The sequence below is a fragment of the Mucilaginibacter ginsenosidivorax genome, assembly GCF_007971525.1.
In the GTDB taxonomy this organism is placed as follows: Bacteria; Bacteroidota; Bacteroidia; order Sphingobacteriales; family Sphingobacteriaceae; genus Mucilaginibacter; species Mucilaginibacter ginsenosidivorax.
Genome location: NZ_CP042437.1, coordinates 7128436 through 7143745 on the forward strand (window position 1 = coordinate 7128436; position 15310 = coordinate 7143745).

A 15310-nucleotide genomic window follows, 5' to 3' on the forward strand; every position below is an offset into this window, starting at 1 on the left:
TAAGTCTTTTCTTCAATCATATGATGTCATTGCTTAACCAGGCAATGACATTTTTTTTTGCCCGGTTGGGGCCGGAACCTGGCAGCTGGGCTCAATACTTCATTCTCCTCAAAATCAAAAAAAATCGCCACTCGTCCAAAACAGGAAGTTTTCGGAAGAATCCGGTAAAATCATTTGGTAAAAAGGGCTTAAAACATTGCAAATCTGTGTGCTTTGCTTTGTTGCATAGCTGCAATTTGCTATTTATCAAACGTTTGCGTAGTTAAAGTTGGTGTTAAGCAAACGTTTGCGCTGTGTTAAAACAGGCTTTTTCAAGCCTGTATATCTAATTTCCAATATTGAAAAACCAACAGAAACTATTCAAAACCAACAACAATTAATTAATACTAACACCAAAATGTATGATTAAAATTTACACACATCCTGATCCGGGCTTCACACAAAGCAATCTTTTAAAAAAGAAGCTTTATGGCGCCCTTGTTAAAATGATATGCTGTTACCTGTTTGTATTGCTGCCTGTACTGGCCAGCGCACAAACTGTTATTACAGGTAGCGTAAAAGATAAAGACGGACCTATCATTGGCGCAACAATTAGCGAAAAGGGCGTTAAAAACACCACATCGACAGACCTGGGCGGGAAATTTAAAATTACCCTTAAAGGCAGCTCCAACATTTTAATTATATCCTATATAGGGTACAAAACTCAGGAAGTTACCGCCAGCGGAACAATAAACGTAACCCTGCAGGAAGACCTTAACAAACTGAATGAGGTGGTAGTTGTAGGTTACGGCTCGGTTAAAAAAAGCGACCTTACCGGTTCTGTAAGCTCGGTAAAAGCCGATGACCTTAACTTAGGGGGGACAACATCAAATCTGGGCCAGGCCATACAGGGTAAAGCAGCCGGTGTGCAGGTACAACAATCAAGCTTTGCACCGGGCGGTACTATATCTATTACCATACGCGGCGGTAACTCTATTAATACCAGCAACTCGCCATTATATGTAGTTGATGGTTTTATTACCGATAACGGCAACCAGATTAACCCAAATGACATTGATGATATCCAGATCCTGAAGGATGCGTCGGCAACTGCAATCTACGGTTCGCGTGGTGGTAATGGTGTTGTTTTGATCACTACCAAAAAAGGAAAAATTGGTAAAGTTGCCGTTGATGCCGATGTTTCAAATGGTTACCAGTATTTAACTTATCATCCCTCTTTATTAAACGGACAGCAGTACACCGATATTCAAAATGCTACGGCTATTGAAGATGGCAAACCGGCCATATTCCCTTCAAACTTTCCGCTGGCCAATACCAACTGGTTAAAAGCTGCAACACAGAATGCAACCGTTCAAAACCGCAACCTGAGTATCAGCAGCGCCGATAAGGACTCAAAAATTTATGTATCCGGCAATTACCTGAAACAATTGGGCGTATTAAAAAACACCAGCCTGGAAAGATATACTGCCAGGATAGGCGCCGAGAAAACCTTAAACGAAAACCTGAAATTGGGTGCTAACTTTTATGGCGCAAGCTCAAATTCAACTTTGCAATCATACTCGGGTGATATTACCGCACCGTTGTTTAGCTTATTAACCGCGCAGCCCAACATCCCGGTTTACAATGCCGATGGCAGTTATTACGTGTACCAGGGTAAAAACAACGCCCTTGCATCGCTGTTGGAGCCAACCAACAAAAGTGGCAGCAAGCTGATAAATGGTAACGTTTCCTTAGATTATACTTTATTTAAAGGCTTAACCTATCACCTGGGCGCAGGCAGCGAGTATAGCCAGGTTACCGCAGGCCAGTATACGCCGAGAACTTTGGTTGCGGGCAAAGCAAATGGCGGTATAGCCTCCGAGCAAATGTCGACAGCTTTCAGGTGGTTGGTTGAAAACTATTTGACCTATAAATACAACTTTAAGGATCACGCGTTTACTTTATTGGTAGGTAATTCCAATCAGCGCGATGTAAGTGAGTTATTAAATGCAGGTGCCAAAGGCTTCCCTACGGATGTGTTTTTGTATTATAATTTAAGCGCGGGCTCCACAGCTTATTCCAATAACGGGTACAGCGCTTACGGAAGCAGTAAGTCAGAATCGTCGCTAACCGATTATTACGGCAGGTTAAACTATGCTTATAAAGATAAAATACTGGCAACCTTTACCTTAAGGGACGATGCTTCATCAAAATTTGGCAGCAATTTCAGGCATGGTATCTTTCCTTCAGGTGCTTTGGCATACAAGCTTGAAGATGAAGATTTTATAAAAAACCTGAATACATTCTCGAGCTTAAAACTGCGGGTTAGCTACGGTGTTACCGGTAACGATAGGATCAACAACTATCAATACCTGAGTACATTTGGCAACTACAGCACGGTGCTTAGCCCGGGCGGCGCTTTGCAGGTAGGTATAGAGCCTTCCAGCTTATCAAACCCTAACTTAAAATGGGAAAGTACAGCCCAGTTAGATGCTGGTTTAGACATGGGCTTTGCCGATGGCCGTATTAACGCCACCATCGATGTTTATCGTAAAAAAACTTCAGACCTGTTAATCAATATCCCAATTGGCCAATGGTGGGGCTTTAGTACCCAACTGGTAAATGGCGGGGCTATCGAAAACAGGGGCATCGAACTTGGTATCAATACCAACAACATCCGATCTAATAGTTTTTCATGGAACAGCAGTTTTAACATCTCATACAATAAGCAAAAAGCGTTAGACCTGGGCGGCATAAAAACCATCAGCAGCAATACTGCTAACCCGAGCGGTACAGTATCCGGCCGGGAATTTTCGAGGCTGGAAGTAGGGCAGGAATTAGGCATGTTATATGGCTATGTTTATGCAGGTGTACTTAAAACCGGCGAAACCTACTCGCCGCAGCCAAATTCAAAAGCAGGCGATCCTAAATATGTAGATGTAAACGGCGATGGCGTAATAACACCGGCCGATCAGAAATACCTGGGTAACTCAAATCCTCACTACAGCATGGGTTTTGGTAACGATTTTCATTACAAAGGTTTCGACCTGAACATTTTTATCCAGGGTGCATTCGGGTACAAATTGTTTAACATGAACAGGCTGGTGCTGGAATCAACCACAAGCACCGATGCTTTGAACAGGTTCGTTGCCGGTAAAAACGAAAATACAGATATCCCCCGCGAAGGTTATTTCCTGAGCACTTATGGTGGTTATGTAAACTCCCGTTTTGTTGAAAATGCTTCTTACGCCCGTTTAAAATCAGTTTCGTTGGGCTATAGCTTCCCTTCATCATTATTTCAGCACATCAAAATTGTGCAGGGAATAAGGCTGTATGCCGAAGCGCAGAACCTGGTTACCGTAACCGGCTATAAAGGAACCGACCCCGAGGTGAACGTTCATACCGGCAACACATCCGGCGGTTTGGATTTTAACTCCTTCCCGGCTTTCAGAACTTTTGCTTTTGGTATTAAAGTGTCTGTTCATTAATCAATATAAATCATCCCTCAACGGATCAACATAAAATTAAAGCAAATGAAAAAATATAGTATTTCCCTAATCATAGCGGCGGTTTGTTTGCAGTTCTCCTGTAATAAAAACCTCGATCCTAAGGTATACAGCAGCTTAACCAGCACCAATGCGTTTCGTACCCAATCTGATGCGGTAGCGGCTGTAAACGCGGTTTACGCACGTTTAAAAGGCCCGGCTGTTGGCGATAACTTTGACTATTGGACAGTAAGGCACTTTGCCCTTACGGATTTAACCACCGATGTTGGCCACTGTAGCTACAGCGGCGACCCTGGTCAGCTTTCGCTTGTTCAATGGAACTCGGCAAACGGTTTATTAGCCGAGGATTGGAAACAGATTTATAAACTTATTGCCGATGCTAACAACGCCATCTATAACCTTTCGGCGATGACTACCATTGGCGATGATGCTAAAAGCCAGTTTCTGTCCGAGATTAAATTTTTACGCGCAGTAGCGTACCTTGACCTTACCGATGCCTGGGGACCTGTGGTTTTGGTTACCGAGAAAGATGTTGCTAACCCCAAATACACCAGCCAGCCGCCGGTTACGCCTGTAGCCACTATTGATGCGCTGCTGATAGCAGATTTACAAGCTGCCATAAGCACTTTGCCCGCAAATTATGCCGGTAACAAATATTATTCAACCAATGATGTTGGCCGTGCTACCAAAGGTGCCGCCATGACATTATTGGCCAAGCTATACCTGCGCGAAAAACAATGGCAAAAAGCTGCCGACTTAACCAGGCAGGTAATGGATTTAAACATATACCAGTTGTATCCCAGCTATTCGGGTTTGTTTAAGGAAGACAATAAATGGTGTTCAGAAAACATATTTTCGGTGCTGAGCGATGCCAATGTTAACGGAACCGAGCTATTAAACCACTTTGGTCCGCTTAACCACCCGGTACTTACCGACAGGTGGCAGTACTACGCCGTAACCTGGGATTTTTATAACAGCTATGGCGATGAAGACGACCGTAAAAAAATGTTCTTTACCCAATATGAAGGCGTTGATGGATTAACCCACAAAGAAGCGCCAACTTTGGGTGCTACGCCTCCCGCGGGCGTTTTATATATGCCCGATGTTGCAACCATGAAATACGCTGACCCTAATGGCGCAAATACCTACTATGATGGCCATAGTGTTGATATTTTACGTTATGCCGATGTATTATTAAGCAGGGCAGAGGCATTGAATGAGTTAGGTGGGCCAACAACCGAGGCCGTTGGGCTGGTAAACCAGGTTAAAGCGCGTTCGCACGCCAAGCAATTGGTTGCCGCCTCGCTTACCCAGGCTACCTTCCGCGACGCCCTATTGCAGGAACGTGGCTGGGAGCTTTATTATGAAGGTAAACGCAGGGCCGATTTAATGCGCTTTGGTAAATATGATGTGGTTGTAAATGCATACCTGAAACGTACCGGTCAAACACAAACCGTTCAATTACCGCGCGATCAGTATTTCCCGTATCCGCTTAACCAGGTTACAATTAACCCTAATTTGAACAACTCGGGCAGGCAGCAATAATAGCCCGGGGATTGTCAGCTTAAAGAATATACGGTTTAAGAAGCCGTATATTCTTCATTTATTTAGTACGATGAGTATAAAAGATAGTTTTTTTTCCAGGTGTTGGCTGATGATGGCCGTGCTGACAGGTACTGCCGTTTTTAGCGGATGCGGTAACGGGCAAATTATTGAACAGGTAAATGTTGGCTTGCATAATAACAACGAATTAAAGATCCAGGTTGATGTAACAACTTCAAAAGCTGTAGATATACGCGTAAAATACTGGGCCGATGTGCCTAAAAGTATCGGGTTTTATACTCCGGTATCAAAAGCTAATACTAAACATTCGTTTGTACTTACCAATATCGCGCCCGATACCAAATACTTTTATAACATCGTCACTCTGCAAAATGGCGTCGAGAAAGTAAGTAAAACTTACGATTTTAAATCGCACCAGTTACCGCTTTTTCTGCAGGATCAGTTTAAGGCAAAAACCGCCGAAAAAACAACACTGCCTGCTGAGTTTAATGATGGCCTGATGCTCATCAATAAACGCTATGCACCCGGTATAGCCTATTTGGTTGATTCGTGGGGAAACATCAGGTGGTACCACATGATAGATAGGGTTGGCTTTAAGGTAATTAACTTTACAAAAGATAATACTTTGCTTTCTATTTTAGGCCGTAATGACGAGCCTACCAGCTACGGCAGCGAGATATTGGAAATTAATCTGCTGGGCGACACCTTACTGCACCTTAAAAAGGGCCAGGGCGATTTTAAGCAAACCATACACCATGAGATTTTAAAAAATGATAAAGGGCAGATAGTCACCCTTTTTGTAGATCAAAAGATCATGGATTTAACCTGCATTGGCGGTGCCCAAAAAGATACCGTTAATGGCGATGGTATTATGGTGATGGATACCAAAGGCAAACAGCTTTATAAATGGAGCGTGTTTGATGTGCTCGATCCGCTGAAAGATAAAAAACTGCTGAAAACCAAAAAAGACTGGATGCACGCCAACAGCCTGAATTATGATACCGATGGCAATTACCTCATGTCGTTTTACAACAACGGCCAGATATGGAAGATTGACGCCAAAACGGGCAAAGTGATTTATAAATTTGGCAAAGGCGGCGATATTGCCATGCCTGCCGAATGTAATTTTACCCAGGCCCACGCAGCCCACATTAATGCCAAAGGCGAACTGATGTTTTTTGATAACGGGGTAGAAAAACACCAGTCGGGTGTGTTTGCCATGAAGATTGACGAGCAGAGCAAAACCTCGAAGATTGATACACACTTCCTGCTGCCCAAACAAATTTTTAACGGGAGGATGGGCAGTGCATACCTGGTAAATGATACCACCACGTTGGTGTGCTGCTCAAAAAGGCACATCATAGTATTAACCAATAATAAAGGCGTTTTGCAGTGGACTATGGAAACATCTGTGCCAACCTATCGCGCCGGCTTTATCAAATACAAACAGCTCGATCCGTATTTAAAACCATTAAGTATATCCTGGTGATGATTAAGTATATTAAAGTGAATAAAAAATATCAATATGTAGTAATCTTGTTTGCCATTTTTGTTTTGGCAAACAGCGTACAATTATTTTCGTCCTGCAACGCAAATGGCGGTACACCAGCAGGCAGTGCCGACTCTGTGACAACAGCAGCCGATAGCCTGGTAAGTATTGATACCGCAAAAATACCACATGGCAAATATGGCGATGCGGTGAAGTACGGCAGGCAGCTGATGTTGCATACTGCGTATTATATCGGCCCCAATGGCGTTAACGGCCATTATACGGGTAATAAAATGAATTGTACCAATTGCCACCGGGATGCGGGCACACGCCCTTATGCTTTTAATTTGGTAAGGTCGTTTAAAGATTATCCGCAGTACCGTGCAAGGGAAGGCCGCATTTTATCGCTGGCCGAGCGGATTAACAACTGCGTAATGCGGCCAAACCTGGGCAGGCCTTTGCCGCTGGATAGCAGGGAAATGGTATCTATAATGGCCTATTTAAAGTTCCTGAGCGATTCATCACACGTTGATGCCCGTACCAAAGGGCTAAAAAACATGACGGTTGAACTGCCCGATGTAGCGGCATCATCTGATCATGGCGAGAAGCTTTACGCGCAGCATTGCGAACGTTGCCACGCAAAAAACGGCGAGGGCAAAATGGCTTTTGATAACGTAGCATACCAATACCCGCCAGTATGGGGACTGCTGGCATATCGCCCGGGCTCCAGTATGCACCGTGTAGTTAAACTGGCGCAATGGTTAAAAGCCAATATGCCTTATGATAAAACCACGCCCGGCACCACGTTTTTAACGGATGCCGAAGCATTGGACATAGCAGCTTATATAAACGATGATAAAAAACATCAGCGGCCCGCTGCCAAGACAACCAAAGAGGAGGACTATCCTAACCACGAAGAGAAAGCAATTGATTATGATAAAGGGCCATTTAAAGATCCTTTTTCAGAACAACAACATAAATATGGGCCCTATAAGCCAATTATTGATTACTGGGAAGGTAAGGGAATTACGCCGGTTATTTAATATTGAGCGAGGGATTTTTGGAAAACAGCGATGGGGATTTGTGGGGTTCCTACATCTTTTGAAAACATATTAATAGATAAAAAATGTCATACGAACGAATCAGAGGTGGATTAGGGCAGTGGGGTGAGGAGAAATCTTATACGCCCTACATTCCGAGCGGCTTATCTTGATGTAAGGCGTGTAAGGTTTCTCCTCGTACCTCGTTCGAAATGACATTTTATTTGATTTAAAGATATTACACACAGTAGCTCCCCTAGCAGGGAATAAAAAAATCAAATGCACCGGGTTTCAACCCAATCGCAATGAATAAATTGGATTGACTGCCTCATATTATATTAAAAGTACTGACTAAATTTAAACCATGAAAAAACAACTTTTCGCCATCATTTTTCTGTTAGGTGGTTTTACTGCTTCGGCACAAAAAATACCTTATACCAATTGCGAAAAATGCTGGCTGCCCGATTCATTAGGAAATCACCGGGTAGTACTATCATACACAGGTTCGTCGGCAGCAATAGTGGTGGCTGATATTCCCTGGAGAAGGCGTGACGCCAACCCACAGGATAAGCGTATTATTTTGGTTGATGCAAAAACAAACAAAAAAATAACCAACGTATACGTAAACGATATCACCCGGGAAAAAGGTAAAATAACTTTTGAACCAACTTCGGGAACGGGTACGTACTATGTTTATTACATGCCTTACAAAAATGAAGGCCGATCTAACTATCCAAGGGGAGTTTATTTAAAGCCCGAGAAAACGGCCTCGAACGAATGGATGCAAAAAGTATCTAACTATGATGCTGTTACAGGGGTTACCGTTAAGGCTTTTCAATCCATAGATGCTTTCAATAGCTTTTACCCGATGGAGGTGATAGCCACTAAAGCAGAGACCAATGCTTTGATCGGCAAAAATGAAAAAGAAGACTTCCTGGTTTTCCCGGAAGACAGGTTAAACGCCATCCGTATGACCAAAGATTTGCCACAACGATGGATAGAACTCGGTCCGCAAAACAAATATACGGGAGTGGCTGCCCGTGGCGAAAACTTTGCCTTTCAGTTGGGTGTTTACGCGCTGCAGAACATCGAAAATGTAAAGGTTACATTTAGTAACCTTACTTCGCCGGCCGGCAAAATCATCCCCGCATCGGCATTGTTTTGCATCAATACAGGCGGTACCACTTATGATGCTAAACCGCTAACCAAAACCGTAAACGTAGCGCAGGGCGATATCCAGGCTTTATGGTGCGGTGTGGATGTGCCCGTTTCCGCTTTGCCATCAATTTATACAGGTAAAGCTACTATCCTGGCTGATGGCAAGGCTGCCAAAGTGATTACAATATCTATAAAGGTAAACAGCAAAATACTAAAAGATGGCGGCGTAAATGAGCCTTATAAAATGACCCGCCTGGGGTGGTTAAATTCAACCATGGCGCAGGAAAATACGGTAATTGCACCGTACACACCATTAAAAGTTGATGGCAATACTATTAGCCTGCTGGGCAGAAAGGTGGAGGTAAATAAAGATGGTTTCCCTAAACAGGTACAAACTTACTTTACGCCCGAAATGACGGAATACGCCGCCACGCCAAATAACCTGCTTACCGAAGGCATTCACTTTCATTTTATAAATGCTGACGGCAAAAAAATTAACCTGAAAAGCCAGGGTGTGCAATTCAATAAAAAAGAAGCCGGTACAGTACAGTGGACAGCCGTAAACGCTAATGATAGCCTGCAAATGGATGTATCCGCATCGCTGGAGTTTGACGGCTTTATGGCTTATACGGTAAAGGTAAAAGCCTTGCAGGACGTAAGTTTAAAGGAGATAAATATGCATATCCCCCTTAAAAAGGACTTTGCCAAATATATGATGGGCCTTGGTCAAAAAGGCGGAGACCGGCCCGAAAATTTTGAGTGGAAATGGGATGTGGCCCATAAAAACCAGGATGGCGCCTGGGTTGGCAACGTAAACGGTGGTTTGCAGTATTCGCTGCGCGATGAAAAATACGTTCGTCCGCTTAATACCAATTTCTACCTGCAAAAACCATTGATCCTGCCATCGTCATGGGGCAATGATAATAAAGGCGGTATAAAAATTGCCTTTGACGGTAAAGCGGTGCTGGTAAACAACTACAGCGGCGAACGGAATTTGAAAAAAGGAGAGGAGCTGTACTACAACTTTACCTTGCTTATTACCCCTTTCCATACCATTAACACCGATTTTCAGTGGGCCACCAGGTTTTATCATGCTTACAAACCTATTGATACCATTAAGGCAGCAGGTGCAAGCTTAATAAACATTCACCATGCTACGGCAATCAACCCAACCATCAACTACCCGTTTATTGCCTGGCATAAAATGAAGGCCTATGATGATTCGGCTCATTCGGCAGGGTTAAAAGTGAAAATTTACAACACCATACGCGAGTTATCCAACCATGCTTATGAAACTTTCGCGCTCCGCAGCCTTGGGCACGAAATTTATTCGCCCGGTAAAGGTGGCGGTTTCAGCTGGCTGCAGGAGCACGTTGGCGACGATTACATTGCCGCCTGGTTTGTTCCCGAAATTAAGGATGCCGCCATTATTAACAGTGGCATGAACCGCTGGCATAACTACTACGTAGAAGGCATGAACTGGCTTACCCAAAACGTAGGTATTGATGGCATTTATTTAGACGATGTGGCCTTTGACCGTGTAACTATGAAGCGTGTTAAACGCGTACTTATTAAAGATGGGCACCCCGGTATAATCGATCTTCACTCGGCCAATCAATACAACAAAAGTGATGGTTTTAATAACAGCGCCAACCTGTACATGGAGCATTTTCCATACCTGAACCGCCTGTGGTTTGGCGAATACTTTGACTACGAAAAGAATGACCCCGATTTTTTCCTGACCGAGGTAAGCGGTATCCCGTTTGGTTTAATGGGCGAAATGTTGCAAGGCGGCGGTAATAAATGGCGGGGTATGGTATACGGGATGACTAACCGCATGCCCTGGAGCGATGGCGCCGATCCGAGACCGATATGGAAAGCCTGGGATAACTTTGGTATGAAGGGCACCAAAATGATTGGCTACTGGGTTAATGATAACCCGGTAAAAACCGATAAAACCAAGGTACTGGCAACTGTTTACAAAAAAGCTGGTGCGGCAATGGTATCTATAGCCAGCTGGGAAGATGCCGATACCGATTTTAAATTGACTATCGACTGGAAAAAACTGGGCATCGACCCTGCTAAAGCCACAATTACCGCACCGGAAATCAAAAGTTTCCAGCCGGCTAAAACATTTGGTTTAAATGACAGGATTCCGGTTGAAAAGGGAAAAGGCTGGTTATTGATCATTAAATAAAGCTAAGCTGATGAAGAAACAATGGTTGATGGCCTTATGCTTTTACATAGGCACAGGGAGTGCTTTTGCCCAGCAGGAAGCAAGTGTAAAGGAGTATAACAAAATAATTATCAGTTATCCCTTCTCTGATCCTAACCCAATCCCCAACTTTACCAACGTTTACCCGTATTTCCGTTACGACGGATTTACGGATAAACCGGTATCAAAAGAATGGAAGATAGTAGAGCTGGAAAACCAGTACATCAGGCTTACCATAATGCCACAGATAGGAGGGAAGATTTGGTCGGCTATCGAAAAATCAACCGGTAAGCCTATTGTTTATGAAAATCATGTGATCAAATTCAGGGACATTGCCATGCGCGGCCCCTGGACAAGCGGCGGTATCGAACCTAATTACGGCATCATCGGCCATACTCCAAATTCGGTAACGCCGGTTGATTACCTTACCCGTAAAAACACCGATGGCAGTGTAAGCTGCATCATCAGCGTACTTGACCTGCTCACCAGCACCACCTGGACAATGGAGGTTAACCTGCCTAAAGATAAAGCATACTTTACCACTAAATCGTTCTGGTACAACTCGACCCCGATTGAGCAGCCCTATTACCATTGGATGAACACCGGGATAAAAACAAAGGGTAACCTGCAATATATTTTTCCGGGTACCAATTACCTGGGCCACCAGGGAGAGTATAGCGACTGGCCGGTAAATAAACAAAACGGGAAGGACATATCTTTTTACGAAAACAACAATTTTGGCGGCTACAAATCATACCACGTATTTGGCAAGTACACCGATTTTTTTGGTGCTTACTGGCACGATGATGATTTTGGCATGGCACGTTATGGCGGCCACGAAGATAAAGCAGGCAAAAAGATCTGGATATGGGGACTATCAGACCAGGGTATGATATGGGAAAAATTGCTGACTGATAACGACGGGCAATATTCTGAAATTCAATCGGGCAGGTTGTTTAATCAAACATCGCCTAAAAGTACTTTTACACCATTTAAACATAAAAGTTTTGCACCCGGCGCATCAGATACCTGGACGGAGTATTGGTACCCGGTTATGAAAACCAAAGGCTTTGTAAAAGCTAATAACTACGGTGCCTTAAATGTGAAAGCCGCTGATGGCTGGCTCAAATTATACTTTAACCCGGTACAAAAAACAGCTGATGTGCTTGAAGTAAAACAGGGCGGTCAGGTTATCTACAGTAAAAAATTAACCCTTAATCCCCTACAAATCTTCGCTGATTCTATCAAGGCGGATGCCAAAGATGTAATAGTAAGCATAGGCGGCAACAAACTCATTTATGATGCCGGGCCAGATGCCGATAATTTAAGCCGACCGCTTGATTTACCAGCCGGTTTTGACTGGAACAGCACCTATGGCCTGTACACACAGGGTAAAGAATTAATGGATCAAAAAATGTACCCCGATGCAGAAATCAAGCTAACCGAAGCATTAAATAAAGACCCATATTACCTGCCCGCACTGGTGCAAAGCGCTGTACTGATGTATCATAATATGCGCTATACTGATGCTTTAAACTACATTAAAACCGCTTTGAGCATCAACACTAACGATGGGGCTGCCAATTATTATTACGGCGTTATCAATACACAATTAGGAAACGTGGTTGACGCCAAAGATGGTTTTGATATTGCGTCGTTATCGGTAGAATACAGAAACGCTGCTTATTCGGCTTTAGGTAGTTTGTATCTTAAAGAAAAGAATTACGAAAAGGCCCTTGAGTTTGCTTCAAAGGCGCTGGATTTTAACAGGTATGATATAGGAGCTTTGCAGGTGCAGGCCATTGCTTACCGGCAGTTAAAGGACGATAAAAAGGCTGCCGAAGTATTGGAAACGATATTGGTTTTTGAACCGCTTAGCCATTTCGCCGCGTTTGAAAAGTATTTGTTAAATGCAACAGAAGCAAATAAAACAGGCTTCGGCTCCATGATCCGGAACGAGCAACCTATTGAAAGTTATTTAGAGCTTGCGGATAGTTATTATAAAAACGGCTGTGTTAACGAAAGTGAGCAGGTTTTGCAGCTATCGCCGGTTAATGCTTTGGTTGTTTATAAGCTGGCCTATTTAGCGCATCAACAAGGAAAATCTTACGCAGAACTGCTGACCAAAGCCAACGCGTTAAGCGCCGCCTTTGTGTTTCCGTTCCGCAATAGCGATGCTGAGGTATTACAATGGGTAGTGCAGCAAAACAGCAGCTGGAAACCTAAGTATTTCCTGGCGCTGTTGTATAAAGACCGTAACCGGATAGCGGAAAGCAAAAAGCTTTTTGCCCAATGCGATAATCTGCCAGATTTTGCGCCATTTTATGCTGCCCGGGCGGCCATGCAGATGGGAACAAGCGATATTGCCGATTTAAAAATGGCGACAAAGTTGGACAAGGGCTGGCGCTATAATAAATTGCTTGGCGAGTACTATGTAAATCATAATCAATATGCCGATGCTTTGGCTACCGTGGAACCTTTTTATAAAGCTCACCAGGATAATTACATCACCGGAATTTTATATGCCAAAACACTGTTACTTAACAGGCGCTATAACGAATGTGGTAAATTATTAGCCCGTATTAACATTCTGCCTTTTGAAGGCGCTACTATTGGCCGCGAACTATATCGCGAAACAGAACTGATGCAGGCGGTCCAAAAAATAAAATCGAAAAACTATAGTGGTGCAATAGCTTTTATCAACCAAGCAAAAAAATGGCCTGCTAATCTTGGCGTAGGGAAACCATATGCCGAAAACGTGGACGAACGCCTGGAGGATTGGATGAACTATCAATGCTATCTCAAAAAAGGGGATACTGATGAAGCCAACAAATCCCTGCAAAAAATTATTGCCTTTAAACCCAAAATAGAGAATACGGTAAGTAACTTTTTACCGGCGAATGATTTGGTTACGGCCTGGGCAATTGAAAAACTACAGGATAGGGGTGCTGCTGCCAATTGGCTGAATACCGAGATTAAACAATATCCCGATGACAAAGTATTGCAATGGGTTAAGGCCGTGTTTGAAGCTAAACGCTATCAGCAAACAACAATAAGCGATGCCGGGATACGGATACTTAAAGAGTTGATTTAAAATTTTGTTTTTACCTAATCTTTGGTTTAATAAATTAGTTTCTTTTTAATTAATTTATTAAACCATTTTTATTGTATTCTGTTCCTTAAGTAAATCTATACCTGCTTATGGAAACAAATGATACTTACCAACCTCTTGTAAAACAAATAAAGCAATATTTTGAAACGCGTTATAAGCTGCTTAAATATCAAGCTATAGCACAGCGCACAACTATCATTTCGGCTATTATAACAGATGTGGCTATGGCTACCGTGTTCATGGTTGCATTTGTTTTTATTACGCTGACACTGGCCTTTTTGGCTGGCAATTTTTTAGGCTCAAACTGGGCCGGTTTCGGCTGCGTAACATTGCTTTACCTGTTTTTATCACTCCTCAGCCGGTTGTTTAAAATCACGATAGAAAATGTGCTGATCCGCGTTTTGATTCAAAGGATATTTAAACATAAAAACAACCTCACAAGCGACAAATAGCTTACATCCCGGGGATTTTGATGCCTGCATCTTTAATGCTTTGCAAAATGATCTCTTGTATGGCCAGCTTGGTGTCCTGGAAACCGTGCGCATTTACCCACAGGTTTACATTAATCCGGTAGCCATCGGCTTCTATGGTGCCCACGCCAATCCGCCGTTCTGGCTTTGGTAAAATGCTTTCGGTTTTGTTTATAGCTTCATCTATAACAGATTTTACCTCTTTGATATCGATGTTGTTTGGCATTTTTAATTCCAGGTCTAACCGGCGCGTGCCTTCACGACTGATATTGATGATCACCTCGTTTGATAGTTTGCTGTTAGGTACTATCACTGTACGGTTATCATAGGTAGTTATCACGGTGTAAAATATCTGGATCGAGATTACCGTTCCTTCCTGTCCCTGGGCAATAATATTATCGCCAACTACAAAAGGCTTTAGCAGCAAAATGAGTACGCCGCTGGCAAAGTTTTGCAATGTGCCCGATAAAGCCAGCCCGACAGCTACACCCAAGGCACCTATAAGGGCTGCAAACAAAGTCATCTGGATGCCTACTATTTGCATTACACCCAATACAAGTAATATCCTTAACGCAACCGCGATCAGGCTTAGCAGGAAGGGTTTTAAAGAGGGATCCACATTCTTCCTGTGCATCCCCGAGTGCGACCATTTTACAAACAGGTTGATGAGCCAAAGCCCCACCAATAACACCAGCACACCAACAATTAAGCCGGGTCCGTATTTAATTATCCAGTCGTACACGTGGTCATATAGCTTCTCAATCTTCATAATTATAAC

Annotated in this window: 8 protein-coding genes; 7 read left to right on the forward strand and 1 reads right to left on the reverse strand. The window is 43.3% G+C overall.

Annotated elements, in window-relative coordinates; all coding sequences use genetic code 11:
- Positions 1 to 401 precede the first annotated feature (401 nt).
- The 7 genes from FSB76_RS29330 to FSB76_RS29360 all read left to right on the forward strand — a co-directional run bounded on the left by FSB76_RS29330 (position 402) and on the right by FSB76_RS29360 (position 14514).
- Positions 402 to 3467: a SusC/RagA family TonB-linked outer membrane protein gene (locus FSB76_RS29330; RefSeq protein WP_147059859.1), complete on the forward strand. Its 3066-nt coding sequence runs from the start codon at positions 402 to 404 to the stop codon at positions 3465 to 3467.
- Positions 3468 to 3512: 45 nt separating this feature from the next.
- Positions 3513 to 5030, forward strand: coding sequence for a RagB/SusD family nutrient uptake outer membrane protein (locus tag FSB76_RS29335; protein ID WP_147059861.1), 1518 nt, complete (start codon positions 3513 to 3515; stop codon positions 5028 to 5030).
- A 70-nt stretch (positions 5031 to 5100) separates the two neighbouring features.
- Positions 5101 to 6537, forward strand: a complete 1437-nt coding sequence (locus FSB76_RS29340) for an aryl-sulfate sulfotransferase (protein ID WP_225976345.1) — start codon at positions 5101 to 5103, stop codon at positions 6535 to 6537.
- Complete coding sequence (locus FSB76_RS29345) at positions 6537 to 7580, forward strand: c-type cytochrome (protein ID WP_147059863.1); 1044 nt, start codon at positions 6537 to 6539, stop codon at positions 7578 to 7580. Before FSB76_RS29340 ends, FSB76_RS29345 begins: the two co-directional genes overlap by 1 nt.
- Positions 7581 to 7941: 361 nt before the next feature.
- Positions 7942 to 10932, forward strand: coding sequence for a glycoside hydrolase domain-containing protein (locus tag FSB76_RS29350; protein WP_147059865.1), 2991 nt, complete (start codon positions 7942 to 7944; stop codon positions 10930 to 10932).
- Positions 10933 to 10942: 10 nt separating this feature from the next.
- Positions 10943 to 14044 carry a DUF5107 domain-containing protein gene (locus tag FSB76_RS29355; protein WP_147059867.1) on the forward strand — a complete coding sequence of 1034 codons (3102 nt, stop codon included), beginning with the start codon at positions 10943 to 10945 and terminating at the stop codon, positions 14042 to 14044.
- Positions 14045 to 14151: 107 nt separating this feature from the next.
- Entirely contained in the window at positions 14152 to 14514 is a 363-nt protein-coding gene (locus FSB76_RS29360; protein WP_147059869.1) for a hypothetical protein, read from the forward strand.
- Position 14515: 1 nt separating this feature from the next.
- Here the strand turns inward: FSB76_RS29360 and FSB76_RS29365 are convergent, their stop codons facing one another.
- Positions 14516 to 15301 carry a mechanosensitive ion channel family protein gene (locus FSB76_RS29365; RefSeq protein ID WP_147059871.1) on the reverse strand — a complete coding sequence of 262 codons (786 nt, stop codon included), beginning with the start codon at positions 15299 to 15301 and terminating at the stop codon, positions 14516 to 14518.
- Between the last annotated feature and the right edge of the window lie 9 nt (positions 15302 to 15310).

What these genes read in the sequence shown, in the direction of transcription:
- FSB76_RS29355 (WP_147059867.1), top strand. Translation starts at nt 10,943, where the DNA reads ATGAAGAAACAATGGTTGATGGCCTTATGCTTTTACATAGGCACAGGG.
- FSB76_RS29335 (WP_147059861.1), top strand. Translation starts at nt 3,513, where the DNA reads ATGAAAAAATATAGTATTTCCCTAATCATAGCGGCGGTTTGTTTGCAG.
- FSB76_RS29330 (WP_147059859.1), top strand. Translation starts at nt 402, where the DNA reads ATGATTAAAATTTACACACATCCTGATCCGGGCTTCACACAAAGCAAT.
- FSB76_RS29360 (WP_147059869.1), top strand. Translation starts at nt 14,152, where the DNA reads ATGGAAACAAATGATACTTACCAACCTCTTGTAAAACAAATAAAGCAA.
- FSB76_RS29340 (WP_225976345.1), top strand. Translation starts at nt 5,101, where the DNA reads ATGAGTATAAAAGATAGTTTTTTTTCCAGGTGTTGGCTGATGATGGCC.
- FSB76_RS29350 (WP_147059865.1), top strand. Translation starts at nt 7,942, where the DNA reads ATGAAAAAACAACTTTTCGCCATCATTTTTCTGTTAGGTGGTTTTACT.
- FSB76_RS29345 (WP_147059863.1), top strand. Translation starts at nt 6,537, where the DNA reads ATGATTAAGTATATTAAAGTGAATAAAAAATATCAATATGTAGTAATC.
- FSB76_RS29365 (WP_147059871.1), bottom strand. Translation starts at nt 15,301, where the DNA reads ATGAAGATTGAGAAGCTATATGACCACGTGTACGACTGGATAATTAAA.